Origin of the sequence: Streptomyces pinistramenti, assembly GCF_020564935.1 — a bacterium.
GTDB classification, from domain to species: Bacteria; Actinomycetota; Actinomycetes; order Streptomycetales; family Streptomycetaceae; genus Streptomyces; species Streptomyces pinistramenti.
This window is the reverse complement of sequence record NZ_JAJCXB010000005.1, coordinates 194,042-208,886: the sequence shown is the minus strand read 5'-3', so window position 1 is coordinate 208,886 and position 14,845 is coordinate 194,042. Positions and strand designations below refer to the sequence as shown.

General features: G+C 70.6%; 14 protein-coding genes. 6 read left to right on the top strand and 8 right to left on the bottom strand.

What is annotated here, in order from left to right; translation table 11 throughout:
* Positions 1–163: 163 nt before the first annotated feature.
* The 4 genes from LIU39_RS06155 to LIU39_RS06140 form a co-directional block, all read right to left on the bottom strand.
* Complete coding sequence (locus LIU39_RS06155) at positions 164–931, bottom strand: SDR family NAD(P)-dependent oxidoreductase (protein ID WP_227045459.1); 768 nt, start codon at positions 929–931, stop codon at positions 164–166.
* Positions 932–1,343: 412 nt separating this feature from the next.
* The gene (locus tag LIU39_RS06150; RefSeq protein ID WP_227045457.1) at positions 1,344–1,763 is read right to left on the bottom strand and encodes an arsenate reductase ArsC; all 420 of its coding nucleotides are present in this window, start codon (positions 1,761–1,763) and stop codon (positions 1,344–1,346) included.
* Complete coding sequence (gene arsB, locus LIU39_RS06145; protein WP_227045456.1) at positions 1,756–2,877, bottom strand: ACR3 family arsenite efflux transporter; 1,122 nt, start codon at positions 2,875–2,877, stop codon at positions 1,756–1,758. The genes LIU39_RS06150 and arsB overlap by 8 nt, the downstream gene beginning before the upstream one ends.
* Positions 2,874–3,266 carry an ArsR/SmtB family transcription factor gene (locus LIU39_RS06140; protein WP_227045454.1) on the bottom strand — a complete coding sequence of 131 codons (393 nt, stop codon included), beginning with the start codon at positions 3,264–3,266 and terminating at the stop codon, positions 2,874–2,876. The genes arsB and LIU39_RS06140 overlap by 4 nt, the downstream gene beginning before the upstream one ends.
* A gap of 80 nt (positions 3,267–3,346) precedes the next feature.
* On the opposite strand from LIU39_RS06140, the gene LIU39_RS06135 reads away from it, so the two are divergent.
* The 3 genes from LIU39_RS06135 to LIU39_RS06125 all read left to right on the top strand — a co-directional run bounded on the left by LIU39_RS06135 (position 3,347) and on the right by LIU39_RS06125 (position 8,569).
* Positions 3,347–3,817: an ArsI/CadI family heavy metal resistance metalloenzyme gene (locus LIU39_RS06135; RefSeq protein ID WP_227045452.1), complete on the top strand. Its 471-nt coding sequence runs from the start codon at positions 3,347–3,349 to the stop codon at positions 3,815–3,817.
* Between the two features lie 1,146 nt (positions 3,818–4,963).
* Complete coding sequence (locus LIU39_RS06130; RefSeq protein WP_227045449.1) at positions 4,964–6,310, top strand: erythromycin esterase family protein; 1,347 nt, start codon at positions 4,964–4,966, stop codon at positions 6,308–6,310.
* A gap of 621 nt (positions 6,311–6,931) precedes the next feature.
* Positions 6,932–8,569: an alpha/beta hydrolase gene (locus LIU39_RS06125; protein ID WP_227045447.1), complete on the top strand. Its 1,638-nt coding sequence runs from the start codon at positions 6,932–6,934 to the stop codon at positions 8,567–8,569.
* 84 nt (positions 8,570–8,653) lie between these two features.
* Here LIU39_RS06125 and LIU39_RS06120 read toward each other — a convergent pair whose 3' ends face one another.
* The gene (locus LIU39_RS06120) at positions 8,654–8,965 is read right to left on the bottom strand and encodes a hypothetical protein (protein ID WP_227045445.1); all 312 of its coding nucleotides are present in this window, start codon (positions 8,963–8,965) and stop codon (positions 8,654–8,656) included.
* Positions 8,966–9,043: 78 nt separating this feature from the next.
* Positions 9,044–9,358: a hypothetical protein gene (locus LIU39_RS06115; RefSeq protein ID WP_227045443.1), complete on the bottom strand. Its 315-nt coding sequence runs from the start codon at positions 9,356–9,358 to the stop codon at positions 9,044–9,046.
* A 293-nt stretch (positions 9,359–9,651) separates the two neighbouring features.
* Between LIU39_RS06115 and LIU39_RS06110 the strand changes: the two genes are divergently transcribed.
* Positions 9,652–10,428: a class I SAM-dependent methyltransferase gene (locus LIU39_RS06110; protein WP_227045440.1), complete on the top strand. Its 777-nt coding sequence runs from the start codon at positions 9,652–9,654 to the stop codon at positions 10,426–10,428.
* Between the two features lie 475 nt (positions 10,429–10,903).
* On the opposite strand, the gene LIU39_RS34835 is transcribed toward LIU39_RS06110, so the two are convergent.
* Positions 10,904–11,026: a hypothetical protein gene (locus tag LIU39_RS34835; RefSeq protein ID WP_264482438.1), complete on the bottom strand. Its 123-nt coding sequence runs from the start codon at positions 11,024–11,026 to the stop codon at positions 10,904–10,906.
* A 124-nt stretch (positions 11,027–11,150) separates the two neighbouring features.
* Positions 11,151–11,711, bottom strand: coding sequence for a GlcG/HbpS family heme-binding protein (locus LIU39_RS06105; protein WP_227045438.1), 561 nt, complete (start codon positions 11,709–11,711; stop codon positions 11,151–11,153).
* Positions 11,712–12,179: 468 nt separating this feature from the next.
* Between LIU39_RS06105 and LIU39_RS06100 the strand changes: the two genes are divergently transcribed.
* Entirely contained in the window at positions 12,180–13,451 is a 1,272-nt protein-coding gene (locus LIU39_RS06100) for an amidohydrolase family protein (protein ID WP_227045437.1), read from the top strand.
* 68 nt (positions 13,452–13,519) lie between these two features.
* Positions 13,520–14,824 (top strand): amidohydrolase, encoded by a 1,305-nt coding sequence (locus LIU39_RS06095; protein ID WP_372463815.1) that lies wholly within the window; start codon positions 13,520–13,522, stop codon positions 14,822–14,824.
* Positions 14,825–14,845 lie beyond the last annotated feature (21 nt).

Genomic DNA, 14,845 nt, shown 5'->3' with positions numbered 1-14,845 from the left:
CGCCCGACCAGGATCCGCACACCGGACAGACCGCCCGTCCCGCGGTCGTACGTGCCCCGACCGGACGACCGCGCCGGTCACCTCCACCGACTCCACCAACACGCCCTCGACCGAGGAGAACAGCAGCCGCCGAGGCCGACACGGCCTGCGCCGACCTCGCGATTCACGAGCTCGGGAACAGGGGCCCGCCCGCCATCAGGCCGCCGTCGACAAGGAGGATGTGCCCGGTGATGTAGCTCGCCTTGTCGGAACCCAGGTACTGGACGGCCTCGGCGATCTCCTCCGGGGTACCCGCCCGGTGCATGGGCAGCACCGAATCGACCGCAGCACGCGCCGTGTCGTCGCCGGTGAACCGCTCGTACATCGCGGTCCGGGTGTAGCCGGGCGCGACCGCGTTGACCCGGATACCGTGCGCGGCGCCTTCGAGCGCGGCCGCCTTGGTGATGCCGGCGACGGCGTGTTTGCTCCCGACGTACAAGGTCGCCCCCGGGTATCCCATCAACCCGTAGTTGGAGCTGACGTTGACGATGCTGCCGCCGCCTCGTTCCTTCATGACCCGGAACTCGTGCTTCAGGCACAGCAGCGTTCCCTTGACGTTGGTATCGAAGGTGGCCTGGTAAGCCTCGTCGGTCACCTCGGTGACAGGGCCGGGTGTTCCCTCCGTGCCGGCGTTGTTGAAGGCGACATCGATCCGCCCGAACCGCGCCACCGCACGGTCGACGAGGTCCTTCACATCGGCGTCGTAGCGGACGTCGGCCCGCACGAACTCGGCCGGGGCACCGAGGTCGGAGAGTTCTCCGGCAAGCTGCTCACCCACGTCCTCGTGGCGGCCGGAGACCACGAGGCTCGCGCCGTGACGGGCATAAGCCAAGGCGGTAGCTCGGCCGATACCGGTAAGCGCGCCCGTGATGAGGACGACGGGATCAGACACGTCGAGAGTCCTTCCTGCAACCACCCAGGTGAACGACGGGCAAGCGGTCCGGAACCCGCACGACACCGGGTTCCTCTTCGGGCCGGGGCGTATCCCCCGGTACACCCGCAAGGAAGGTGTCCCAGCCGGACGACAGCCGCGTCGGACCCGACCGCCGTATCCATCGAACGGCGGCACTCGATGACCGGTATGGCCCACGGACGGCGGCCGGGAGAGACGCTCCGAAAGCGGTCACGCGGGTGGGAGGCGAACGCCGCAAGTCCCCTGGTGACATCAGAACGAACTGACATCGCGAACTCGCTCAGCCAGTGACTCCCGCAGACACATCGAAACGGCTCACATCGCAACGACCGAGCGCGTCGGCCGGCCACTGCTGCGGACAGTGGCCGCCCGACGGCGTTCGCTGCCGAGATCAGGGGCGGGCGGCCAGGAGGTCGGTCAGCAGGCCGCAGATCCGGCGTTCGATCTCGTCGCGGATCGGGCGGACAGCCTCGATGCCCTGGCCTGCGGGATCGTCGAGTTGCCAGTCGAGGTACGTCTTGCCGGGGAAGACGGGGCAGGCGTCGCCGCAGCCCATGGTGATCACCACGTCGGACGCCTGCACCGCCTCAGTGGTCAGCGCCTTCGGCGTCTGAGCGGAGAGGTCGATGCCGACCTCCGTCATCGCCTTGACGACGGCCGGGTTCACGGCGTCGGCGGGGGCGGATCCGGCGGAGCGGACCTCGACCTGGCCCTGGGCGTGGTGGGCGAGGAAGGCGGCGGCCATCTGCGAGCGGCCGGCGTTATGGACGCAGACGAACAGCACCGACGGCTTCGGGCGGGTGTCAGGCACGGGAGGTCTCCTGGGGCCCGGCCGGCTCGGCGGCCGGGACGGCGCCGGGGATGGGAAAGAAGCGGCGGGCGGCCAGGGCGACATGGACCAGGCCGATCAGCACCGGCACCTCGATGAGAGGGCCGACGACTCCGGCCAGGGCCTGGCCGGACGTCGCCCCGAACGTCGCGATGGCGACGGCGATGGCGAGTTCGAAGTTGTTGCCCGCCGCGGTGAACGCCAGGGTCGTGGCCCGCGGGTAGTTCAGCCCGACGGCCCTGCCCAGGGCCATGGAACCGGCCCACATGACGGCGAAGTACACCAGCAGCGGCAGTGCGATCCGCACGACATCCAGCGGACGGGAGGTGATCGCGTTCCCCTGCAAGGCGAAGAGCACGACGATCGTGAACAGCAGGCCCCAGAGGGCGAACGGGCCGATGCGGGGGATCAGTTTCGTCTCGTACCAGGTGCGGCCCTTGGCCTTCTCGCCCAGGCGGCGGGTGAGGAACCCGGCGGCCAGGGGGATGCCGAGGAAGATCAGCACGCTGCGGGCGATCTCCCAGACCGAGATGTTCAACCCGGTCTGCTGCAGGCCGAGCCAGCCGGGCAGGACGGAGAGGTAGAACCAGCCCAGAAGGCTGAACGTGAGCACCTGGAAGACGGAGTTGAGGGCGACCAGGACGGCGGCGGCTTCGCGGTCGCCGCAGGCCAGGTCGTTCCAGATGATGACCATGGCGATGCAGCGGGCCAGCCCGACGATGATCAGGCCGGTCCGGTATTCCGGCAGGTCGGGCAGGAAGATCCATGCGAGCGCGAACATGATCGCGGGGCCGAGGATCCAGTTGATCACCAGCGAGGGGATCAACAGGCGGCGGTCGCGGGTGACGGTGTCCAGGCGGTCATAGCGGACCTTGGCCAGCACCGGATACATCATCACCAGCAGCCCGAGCGCGATCGGCAGTGAGACACCCGTGACGGTGACCGTCGCCAGCGCGTCTCCGAGCCCCGGGACGAGGCGGCCCAGACCGAGGCCGGCGGCCATGGCCAGCAGGATCCAGATGGCCAAGAAGCGGTCCAGGAAGGACAGGCGGGCGGCGACCGGCCCCGCAGTCGCCGCGGTGGTCTCGGCGGTCATGAGGTGGCCCCCGCGGCCGTCTCAGTCAGGGGCTGTCCGGCGGGGCGGGCCAGGATGCCGGCGAGGCGGTCGGTCATCCGGGGCAGCAGCCAGTAGTACACCCACGTTCCGCGGCGTTCGCAGTCGATCAGTCCGGCCTGCCGCAGGAGCTTGAGGTGGTGGGAGATCGTCGGCTGCGACAGGTCGAAGGCCGGGGTCAGGTCGCACACGCACACCTCGCCGCCGGCCCGGGAGGCGATCATCGACAGCAGTCGCAGCCGCACCGGATCCCCCAGGGCCTTGAAGACCTTCGCCAGCTCGACGGCCTGGTCCTCGTCCAGCGGGGCGGCCAGCAGGCCCGGACAGCAGGCTTCGGTCCGGCCGGGTACCTCAAGCTCTTGTTTCGACATGCCTCTATGTTGACGAACTTCGATTCAAGACGCAAGCTTGCATCGACAGGTATCAATTCAATGAGATCGGGGAGACCTTCATGTCCCGTATTCAGCTCGCCCTCAACGTCGCCGACCTCGAAGGGTCCGTGGAGTTCTACTCCAAGCTGTTCGGCGTCGAGCCGGCCAAGCGCCGCCCCGGATACGCCAACTTCGCCCTCACCGAGCCGCCGCTGAAGCTCGTCCTGATCGAGGGCGAGGCCGGCCAGGCCACCCGCCTGGATCACCTCGGCGTCGAGGTCGACTCCACCGACCAGGTCACCGCGGCCACCGACCGCCTCAAGGAAGCGGGGCTGGCGACCTTCGAGGAGAACGACACCTCCTGCTGCTACGCCGTCCAGGACAAGGTCTGGGTCCACGGCCCCGGCAAGGAGCCCTGGGAGGTCTACGTCGTCAAGGCCGACGCCGACCAGATGGGCAAGGCACCTGCCCTGGACAGCAACGCATGTTGCAGCAACGAACCCGCCGCCGAGCCCACCGAAGCGGCCGCTGGATGCACTTGCGGAAACTGACCCGCAACGACAGCGCAGAGGAACTCGCGGGCCGCGCCGGGGCCGAACGAAGAGCGGCACACGAGGCACACGAGTTCATCTCCCCTGCCGGAGCGGCCCGGCCGGGATCGAGGGATCAACTGGTCCGAATTCTCTGCACATCAAGCGGAGATTGCCGATCCCGGGCGCGACGCCGCTCCTCCTTGGCCTCTGGCACGTTGAGCACTACGAGTACGGCCGGAACACCGTCCGGCCTTTCCTGCTGTGGTGCCGGACCACCAAGCTCACACGGCGATTCCGACCGCCGATGCCGTCGGCCCGCCGGGCGCCCGCGCTGTCCCGGGAAGGCCGTCTGGACCTGCTCGGCCGGCTTCTCACCGACGGCAACCTGCCCCTGCGAAGCCGCGTCGCCGCGGCTATCGTCCTGCTCCATGCCCAACCCTGCAGCCGGGTGGTCCGGCCGACCATTGACGATGCCGATCGCGGCAACGACCGAGTCCTGCTGCGGCTCGGTGATCCGGTGATCCGCCTCCCCCGGTCCCGCTCCATTCGCCGCACTCCTCCTGGCCGGTATCGACAACCGGGACAACATGAACACCGCGACGAACCGCGACCTCCGCGGGTTGTTCCCCGGCCGACGTGCCGGTCGGTCGTTGCCTCCCTTCGCCCTTGCCGAGCTGGTCCGCGACCTCGGCGTCCCCGCCACCGCCCGCCGGGCGCCAGCGATCCGCGCGCGGGTCCTGGAGATGCCGGCCCCCGTCGTCACCGACGCCCTTGGCCACCACCAGGTCACCACGGCCCGCCTCGGGGCTGAGGCCGGAGGAACTTGGAGCCGACACGCCTCCGGGGGCCACACACGGTCACCGGCGGGCCGGGTTCATCGGGGGCCGGCGACAGTCGAAGAGGCGAGGCCACCGGTGAATCCCTGGAGGCCCCGGACTGCTACCTCCGTCCCAGGGCGATAAGTGCCGGTGAGGGGGCACCAGTTGGACGACCCGAGAGGGGGAGCCCGGCTCGCACGGGCTCAGCGCGCCGGACCCCGAAGCCCTGGTCCTGGGGCTATCCCCCGTGAAAGTGTCGGGCCGGCCCCAGCGCACCCGGGCTGCCGTGGGCGTGATGATCTTCTCAACAGCGCTTGACATCACGCAGGTTGAGGAGTGATCACACATGACCGGCAATGCTGGTAATGGGAAGAGGCTCGCGGCAGCGGCTCTCGCCCTGGCCGCGGTGCTGGCCCCCGCGACGGCCGCGTGCGCGTCACCGGCGGCGTCCGCGTCCGCCACCGCGCCGGCCCCCGTCCGCGCACTGGACCGGATCGCCCACCCGCTGCGGTCGACCCAGCCGGGCACCGACACGGCCGACCTGCGGGCCCTCGGGACGATCGTCGGTGGTGCCAAGGTGGTCGGCCTGGGTGAGGCCACTCACGGCTCGCACGAGTTCTTCGCGCTGAAGGACCGGGCCTTCCGCTACCTCGTCGAGCGGAAGGGATTCACCACCTTCGCCCTGGAGATCAGCTGGTCGGCGGGCCTGCGGATCGACGACTACCTCCAGCACGGCGACGGCGACGCACGGCAGGTCGTACACGAGACGATGGCCGGATCCCCCTGGGACCGTGAGGAATTCGTGACCCTCGTCCAGTGGATGCGCGACCACAACCGCCGGCACCCCGACCGACCGGTCCACTTCATGGGCGACGACATCGGCGCCCCCAAACTCGACGAGCCCGTCTTCGACGCGGTGACCGACTACGTCCGGCGGACCCATCCGCAGTCCCTGCCGCGGCTGAACAAGCTCCTCACCGGCCTGCGCCCGCTCGACGACGCCATCGGCTACCTGAAGCGACCGCTCGCGGAACGGCAGCAGAACGCCTCCAGGGCACAGCAACTGCTCACATTCATGGGAGGTCAGGGAAAACCTGGCGACGATGACTTCGAGTTCGCCCTCCAGAACGCCCGCAATATCGCCCAGACTTACACCTTCCTCACCCTCAACGCCGACGATCAGGACTCGTTGACCGCCATGGAGCGCTACCGCGACCAGGTGATGGCCGAGACCACGGCATGGTGGCAGCGGCGTGCCGGCGGCAGGATCCTGCTGTCCGCCCAGGACGACCATGTCGGCTACACGGCCACCGATCCCACGACGTATCCGAAGACCCAGGGCTCGTTCCTCCGCGACACCCTGGGCGCGGACTACCTCGCCATCGGCACCACCTTCGACCAGGGGTCCTTCCTCTCCAAGGATCAGGCGCTCGGCGGCGAGTGGAAGAAGTTCACCGTCGGCCCGGCCGGACCCGGCACCAACGAGCACACGCTCGACCAGGTCCGGTACCGCGACTACTACGCCGACCTGCGCAAGGCCCCTGCCGCCGCCCGCACGTGGCTGGACATCCCGCGCCCGACGTACAACGTCGGCACGCAGTTCCCGAACGACAAGACGCCCGAGACCGCCATCGGCCGGGCCTACGACGTCCTGGTCCACCTCCACACCGTCCGGGCCGCGAGCAAGCTGTAGTACCCAGATGCCGACCCCGTCGTCGCCGATGTCCTCGGCTGCTACCAGGTCACCACGGCTCGCCTCGGTACTGAGGCCGGAGGAACGGAGCCGGTACGCCCCCGGGGATCACACACGGCCACCAGCCGGGTGGGTTCTTCGGGGAACTGGCGGCAAGTTGAACGGGCGAGCCCGCCGGCGCCGAGGCCGCCCATGGGTGCATGAAGCCGGTCGAGACGGTCGGGATGTCCGCTGCCGCCACGCCGGAACGTCCCGGTCTCGCCCCCCTTGTTGACCGGTGCGGCACTGGCCGAGGGCATGCGCCGGCGGATGGTCTTCCGCTGCCGGGTCCGTGAGTGACCCCCGGATGTCACCGCGTGGGTGACCGAGGTGTTCGTCGATGCGTTGCGTGCTCGGGCGGGACCGAGCCCGTGCTGGTGACCGTCTCCTGTTCGTCCCGTCGCTGAGGCGGGTAGCGCCCGTCACCGAGGGCGGTGCGTACCCTACAACTCGGGTACCACGTACGGCTGTTGCGTCATTCCCGGGAGGGAGGGGAGGTGTAGCCCGGCGGGGGATCCGCATGCGTGGCCGGTTCCTGAAAGATCTTTCCTGTCCGAACATGCGACCGGAAGGATCGATATCGTGCGAAGACGACGTCTCGTGCCCCTGTTGGCCGTGAGTGTCACGGCAACGCTGGCTCCCGCGCTCGCCACCTCGACGGCCACCGCTGCTCCCGCCGCCACCCCGTCGACCGCCCCCTCGTCCGCCGCCAAGGGCACGCTGGACCGGTATGTGAAGCAGAAGCCGCAGTGGAAGCGGTGCGAAGCCGACTCTCCGGCGGAGTTCGAGTGCGCCACGATCAAAGTCCCGCTGGACTACCGGGCTCCCGGGGGCAAGCGGATCGACTTGGCCATATCCCGGATCAAGAGCACCGCGCCCGACAAGCGGCACGGTGTCCTGTTCTCCAACCCCGGCGGACCGGGCGGGGAGGGGCTCTACATGCCGCTGGGAATGCAGAAGATGCTCCCCGAGTCCGCACGTCAGAAGTACGACCTCATCGGCTTCGACCCGCGCGGCGTGGGACAGAGCAGCCCGGTTTCCTGCGGGCTGGAGCCGGATGAGGCGGAGAACTGGCTGCGGCCGTACAAGGAGGAGAAGTTCGACGAGGACGTCGCCTGGGCACGCGGCGTCGCGAACAAGTGCAAGGAGAAAGCGGGCGACACGCTCCCGCACCTCACCACACGCAACACCGCGCGCGACATGGATCTGCTCCGGGCGATCCTCGGTGAGAAGAAGATCTCGTACGTGGGTTACTCGTACGGCACCTACCTGGGCTCCGTCTACACCCAGCTCTTCCCGGGCCGGGCCGACCGGTTCGTGCTGGACAGCGCGGTCGACCCGGCACGCGCCTGGCGAGGGATGATCCAGTGGTGGGCGGAGGGCGCCGAGCCCGCGTTCGACCGGTGGACCGAGTGGGCCGCCGCGCGTTCGGAGAAGTACGGCCTCGGTGACACCCCGAAGGAGGTCGACCGGACCCTCTGGGACCTGGTCGCGCAGGCCAACGAGAAGCCCATCGAGGTGGACGGGCAGCCGACCACCGGTGATGACATCCGGAGCGGAATGCGCGGGGCGGTCTTCACCCCGGAGTCCGCCACCGAGGGTGTCGTGGAGCTGAAGAAGGCCGCGGCCGGCAAGCCCGCCTCCGCGAAGAAGCTCGCGGCGTTCGCCGGATCCGGGCGGACCTGGACGGCAGGCGCCGCCGAGGCACCGGCCGACAACATGACGGCGAGCTTCTGGGCCGTGGTGTGCGGCGACAACTCGGCCGCGTGGTCCCGCGATCCTGAGAGCTACCGGCGGGACGCCATCGAGGACAAGGGCCGTTACCCCCTCTTCGGTGACTTCGCGTCCAGCATCAAGCCCTGTGCGTTCTGGGACAAGTCCGTGGAACCGGCAACCAAGGTGAACAACAAGGCCGGCTCCCTGATCGTCCAGAACGAGTGGGATCCGCAGACCCCGCTGCCCAGCGGTCAGGCCCTGCACGCCGACCTGAAGGGCTCGAAAATGGTCACTGTCCTCGGCGGCGAGGGCCATGGCGTCTACCCGAACGGCAACGCGTGCACGGACGGCACGGTCACCGGCTACCTGCTCACAGGCAAGCTCCCGGCGAAGGACGTGACCTGCGAGGCGACGGCCGACTCGAACGCGAAGGCACGGAAGAACCAGAAGCGGGAGGTGCTCCCCGGGTCTCCGCTCCCGGAGCGTGCCCCGGACCGTTTCTGAGCCCCGTCGCACGGCCCACTGCCGCATGATCCATTGATGGGGCTGGCTGGTTCCCTCCTGAAGGGACGCGAGGGCGACGGGACGTCATGTCCGTTCTGCCGCGTCGGGTAGAAGCGCGTTATCCACCCGCGAGGCCAGCGGGTCGTGGACTTCGGCGAGGTCCAGGCTGGGGCGGTCGTACGGGGGCGGCAGGTAACCGTCGAATGACCGAAGGGGGGTGAGCGGCGGCTGCGCGAGGCGCTGGATGTCCTGGAGGGGCACCACGTCGTGACGGCGTCCACCGGGCCCGGGGCAGCCTCCCTGCGGTGCGGTGTCCTCGTCCTGGTCCTGGTCCTGCCCGCCGAGTACACGGTTGACGGTGGTCCGGGCGACACCTGTGGCGCGGCGCAGCTCCACCTTGCTGCTGCCGCGCCCGAGCGCGAGATCACGCTCGGCTCGCCGTCGCCCGCGCCATCGTTGACGGCTGATGTGACGTCACGCTCGATACACGCTTTTGTCACGGAGCTCTTCCCGCCTCTGGAGCAGGTGGCGGGCGTGTTCCACCGCCGCGTCGGCGTCGGTGCGTTTGACCAACCGCCACCGGTGGGCGTCGTATCCCGCGGTGCCCTCCCATGGCCGGACGACGAACACCACCGCGTTCCAGGCGCGCATGGGGGCCTGAAGCGTCTCGGGCTCCTCGCCGTTGAACCAGAGGTTGAACTCGTCGACCAGCGCGCCGAGGAGCTCCAGGCAGTGGGCGGCGCGGGCCTCGTTGCCGGCCGCGGGGTGATGCTCGCGGAGTTCTTGCACCCGGGCGGTCAGGAGTACTGCCCGGTCAGTTCGTCGGCATTGAACGGGGCGGGCCGGGGCTCATCGGTGAAGAAGCGTGAAAGCAGGCATCCCAGCCCGCCGAGGCGGTCTCGTCGGCGGCCATGGGCTTGTGCGGCCGGCCGCGCCCCTTCGGCCGGATCCTCATCACCGCAGGCGCCTTCGACATCGTGGCGGCGGGCGGGACGAACTCGCCCCGGGTGGGCGCCTGGTGCTGCCGCTGCCGCGCCTGCCGCGGCCACGTAGAGGGTCGCCAGGCACGGTAATCTCGGGCCATGCCGGAGACATCGGTGACGCACTTCTACGACGAACTGGCCGACGACTACCACCTGATCTACTCCGACTGGGATGCGAGCATCCGTCGGCAGGGCGACACCCTGGACGCCCTGATCGGCCAGGATCGCGCGGCGGTCCTCGACTGTTCCTGCGGCATCGGCACGCAGGCCATCGGCCTGGCACTGCGCGGGCACCGGGTCACCGGGACCGACCTCAGCCCCCGCGCCGCCGCCCGCGCCGCCCGTGAGGCCACCCGCCGGAACCTGAGCCTGGGCACGGCCGCCGCCGACATGCGACGCCTTCCGTTTCCTGATGGCCGGTTCGACACGGTCGTCTGCGCCGACAACTCGCTGCCTCACCTGCTGGCTGAGCAGGACGTACACGCCGCCCTGGCCGAGATGCGCCGCGTGCTGCGTCCCGACGGCCTGCTGCTGGTCAGCACACGCCACTACGACGACCTGCTGCGCGACCGCCCGGCTTCGACGCTTCCACAGGTCCACAGGAACGCCGACTGCGCCGACGGCGAAGAACGAACCGTCACCTTCCAGCTCTGGCACTGGCACGACGACGGCGAGCACTACGACCTGGAGCACTTCCAACTCCTTCCGGCAGGCGGAGAGTGGCGCGTCCAGGTCCGCCGTACCACCTACTGGGCACTCGGCCGGGACCGGTTGTCCGGCCTCGCAGCCAAGGCCGGGTTCGCCGACCCCGAGTGGCGGATGCCGCAGGAGACGGGCTTCTTCCAGCCACTGCTCGTGGCCCGCGCCGGTGAGTAAGTGACTCCGCCTCCCGGCGTGGGACGGACGCAGGGATCAACCCCTATGAACCGCATGACATCGCTCCCCAGCGACGTCGCCTGCTTCGCTTCGCAGGCCGCCCCAAATGATGCCGGCCTGGCCTCCATACGTAGCGGATGAGTGCGCCAGGACGTGCAGGCGCGGACGTTCGCGCCGGGACCTTGGCGTCGGCCGCCGCGAACAGCTCCGGCACGATCCGGCGCAGCGGTCGTCCCATAGACAGGCGGGTCCGGCACGACGTCCAGCCGACCGGCGTCCGCGTCAGCCTTCACCAACCCGGACCTGCCCGCCCGGTTCAGACGCGACGGCGGCGAGGGCACTGTCGAACAGGGCAGATGTCGAGCAGGGAGGGCTGTTCCGAGGACGGGTGTCCGAAGAGCTACCTGCCCCGGTTCGTCGGCGGGCTGGTCACGCACGGCGTCTCCTTGGTGCTCGACGGCTCCGTCCTCGCGCATCACCAGGCCCGGCTCATGCTGATCGCGCTCCGGAGCCCGAGCGGCGCGCGACCACCGTGCCGCACCGCCTGCCCGGTGCGCCGCTTCGGCTTCTCCTTGCGGATGGCGCCGTTCTTCTTCACCGCCTCGCGGGTCGCGACCAGGGCCTGGCATGCGAGATCACCCCGCTCAGTTCGGTGGTCATGCGATCACCACGCGGACCAGCGGAAGATGCCCGCCGGCCCGGATGCCTCGTCACGCCGGCGGCTACTTGGCGAGTTCCGCGACGCCCGCCCGCGCGAACTTTTCGTCCAGGTCGCCCGACGGGGCTCCGGCGACACCGATGCCGGCGATCGGCGCGCCCCCGGCGGTGACCGGGGCGCCGCCGGCGAGGAACAGGGTGCCGGGGATGTCCTTCAGCGTCGGGGCGCTCTCCAGGCGCTTGACCAGTCCGGAGGTCGGGGCGTTCCAGGAGACGGCGGTGTACGCCTTCTTCACGGCCGACTCGTAGGACTGCGGCCCGGCGCCGTCGCCGCGCAGCTCGACGACGGTGTTGCCGTTGCGGTCCACGACGGCGACGGAGACGCGCTGGTTCTCCTTCTGCGCGGCGCGCAGGACGGCTTCGGCGGCGTCGGTTGCGGCCGCGACGGTCAGGTGGGTGGACCGCGTGAGGTGGCCGTCGCCCGCGCCGGCCCTGGCGGCGGCCTGGGCTGCCGGGGCCGGGGATGACGCGTTCGCCGACCAGGCGCCGACGCCACCGATGGCGAGGGCGGCGACGACGCCGGTGAGGACGCGGGTGCGCTTCGAGACCTTCTTGACATGCTTCACGGGAGTCAACTCCAGGAATTCTCAAGGGGTGTGCGGGTTACCGCTGGTCGGGAGGGGGCGGTGCTCCGGCGGCCGCTCTCGGCGAGGCGAGGCGATACGAGGCCGGAGAGAGACAGGGGCGAGGCCAGGGCCTGCTGTGCTGCCTGTCGTCCGCTCCGAGACCCATCCTGGGCCCGCATACCGACGGCCCCCGTCGTCGTACCGGCTCCATACGGCGGGCGGGACGGTGGGTATCGGGGTCGTCCGATCGGATGACGGCCCTGCTGCCGGGACTGCCCTTCCCCAACTCCTCCCCATTGGCATACCAAACTCCTGGAACGGGATGGCCGAACCATCACGGGACGCCGCATACAGGGGCGACCATCTCACCAGCACGCGGGTTTTCGCCCGCCCGAGCCCCTTGCCCGCGACCCGTAATTTGGGATACCAATTGCCATCGGTTGTCCGCAGAGCGCCGAGGAGCCCGCCATGTGTGTCGAGTCCGTCCCGCCCCCGTCCAGCCGGGTCACCCGTCGCGGCGTACTCGCCGGGGCCGCCGCCCTGGCCGGAACGGCGGCTGCCCTCTCGGCGGCTCCACGTGCCGCTGCCGCACCGGCGCGGGGCGCGCAGCACGCCGGTGACCTGGTCGTCGAGGGCGGCACGCTGCTGGATCCGGCGACCGGTGACGTCACCGAGGACGCCGTCGTCGTGATCCGTGGCGGCGTGGTCCGCGCCGCCGGGGCCAGGGCACGTACCGAGGTTCCGGACGGCGCGCCGCGCCTCGATGCGCACGGCCGGTGGGTGCTGCCCGGCCTGGTCGACGCGCACATCCACCTCAACACCGCGACCGAGGCGCGCGACGCCGTGCGTAAGGGCGCCACCAGTGCGCGCAGCGGCTCCACGAACTTCTACCAGGACATCGCCGTACGGGAGTTGGCCCGTCAGGCACCCGAGCAGGCGCCCCGACTGCGGGCCGCCGGAATCTTCGTCACGCCCGATCTGGGCGACACGGTGCTCGCCGACCCGGACCTCACCCCGCTCGCCCGCCTCAAGGACGGAGTGCGTTCGGCGGAGGCGCTGCGCCGGGTCGTCCAGGTGAACCTGGCCCGCGGTGCCGACGTGATCAAGACGCGGGTGAACGAGCGGGCCGGGCTGCCGGAGCAGGACCCGCTGGCCCAGGTCTACTCGCACGAGCAGCTGTCCGAGGTCGTGGCGGCGGCGCGGCGCGACGGCAAGGGCGTGCTGTGCCACAGCTACAGCGAGCGCGGCTGCGACGACGCGGTGCGGGCGGGGATCCGGTCCCTGGAGCACGGGGTGTTCGTCGCCGAACGCACTCTGCACGACATGCGGCGCAGGGGTACGTACTTCACGCCGACGCTGACCGCCATCGCAGGGCTCGTCGATGCGCCCGACCCGGTGCTCGCCGAGCGCGGCCGTACGTATCTGCCGGTGCTCAAGGAGGCGGTGCGCATGGCGTACGAGCTGGGTGTTCCGCTGGCGGCCGGGACGGATTCCTCCGGCGGTGAGGTCGAACCCATCGGGCGGGAAGTGGAGTTGATGCGGGCGGCGGGACTGCCCGCGCTCGACGCGATCCGTGCCGCCACGACCTGGGCCGCCCGGCTCCTCGGCCTGGAGCGGACGGCGGGGCGGCTCGCACGCGGCTTCGCGGGTGACGTGATCGTGGTCGGCGGTGACCCGCTCGCCGACGTGTCCGTGCTCAGGAAGCCGCTGCGCGTGGTCCGCGCCGGGCTGCCGCTTTAGCGCCTGGGTCCGAACCCCGCACGGCCGGTCCTGCCGTGCGCCGTCCCGTCACCGACCGAAGGAGTCCCATGATGTCCGCAGCATCCGAACCGTCCCGGCGAGGTGTCCTGGCGGGGGCCGCCGCGCTCGCGAGTTCCGGCACCGTACTGTCCGCCGCCGCTCCGTCGGCACGGGCCGACGCACGGGCGCGGCCCGGCCGCCCGGTGGTCTTCCGTGACGTACGGCCCTTCGGTGCGAAGAACCCGGTGGATCTCACCGTCGTCGACGGCCGCATCACCGGCGAACGGGCCCCCGGCGGCGCCGAAATGATCGACGGTGGCGGCCGCATCGCCCTGCCCGCCCTGGTGGACGCGCACATCCACCCCGACAAGACGACCTGGGGTGGCACCTGGATGTCACGCAAACCGGCCGACGGCATCGCCGATCTCGCGGCGCAGGACGTGGAGGTGTTCCACAGCCGGCGCCGGCCTGTCGCCGAGCGGGCGTACGGGCTGATGGCGCACGCCGTGACGCGCGGCACGCGGGCCCTGCGCGCGCACGCCGACATCGCTCCCGCCTACGGCCTGACCTGCGTGGAAGGCGTCGCGCAGGCACGCGAGCGGCTCCGGCACGCGCTCGACGTCCAGATCGTGGCGTTCCCGCAGCACGGCGTCGTCCGCGCGCCCGGTACGGCAGCGCTGCTCAAGGAGGCGGCGCGCAGCGGGGCCGTGGACTTCATCGGCGGGATCGATCCGATCGGCTTCGACCAGGCGCTTGACGAGCAACTCGACCTGGTCTTCGGTCTCGCGGACCGGTACGGCGTCGGCGTGGACATCCACCTGCACGACAGGGGCGAGAAGGGCCTTGCGACGCTGCGCGGCATCATCGACCGCACCCGGACGCTGTCCCTGCGGGGGAAGGTCACGGTCAGCCATGTGTTCTGCCTGCCGGGCCTGTCCGACGGCGAGCTGGCCAAGGTGGCCGCGGACCTCGGCGACCTGGACATCGCGCTGACCACCGTGGCGCCGAGCGCGTCGCTGGTCCTGCCAATCGCCCGGCTGAAGGAGCACGGCGTGCGGGTCGGCCTCGGCTCGGACGGGGTGCGCGACGCGTGGAGTCCGTTCGGCAATGCGGACATGCTGCACCGCGCGCACCTGCTCGGCCGGGTCGAAGACGTCCGTCTGGACACGGAATTGACGGCCTGTTACGAGGCGGGGTCGCACGGCGGCGCCGATGTCCTGCGCCTGCCACGCGCCGACCTGTCCCCCGGCTCCCCCGCCGACTTCCTGCTCGTCCGCGGCGCATGCCTGCCGCAGATCGTGGTGGACCTGCCCGCGCGGGACATGGTGGTACACGGCGGCCGGGTGGTGGCCCGCGACGGCGAACTGACGTGACGGGCGCACGGAGGCGAAGGC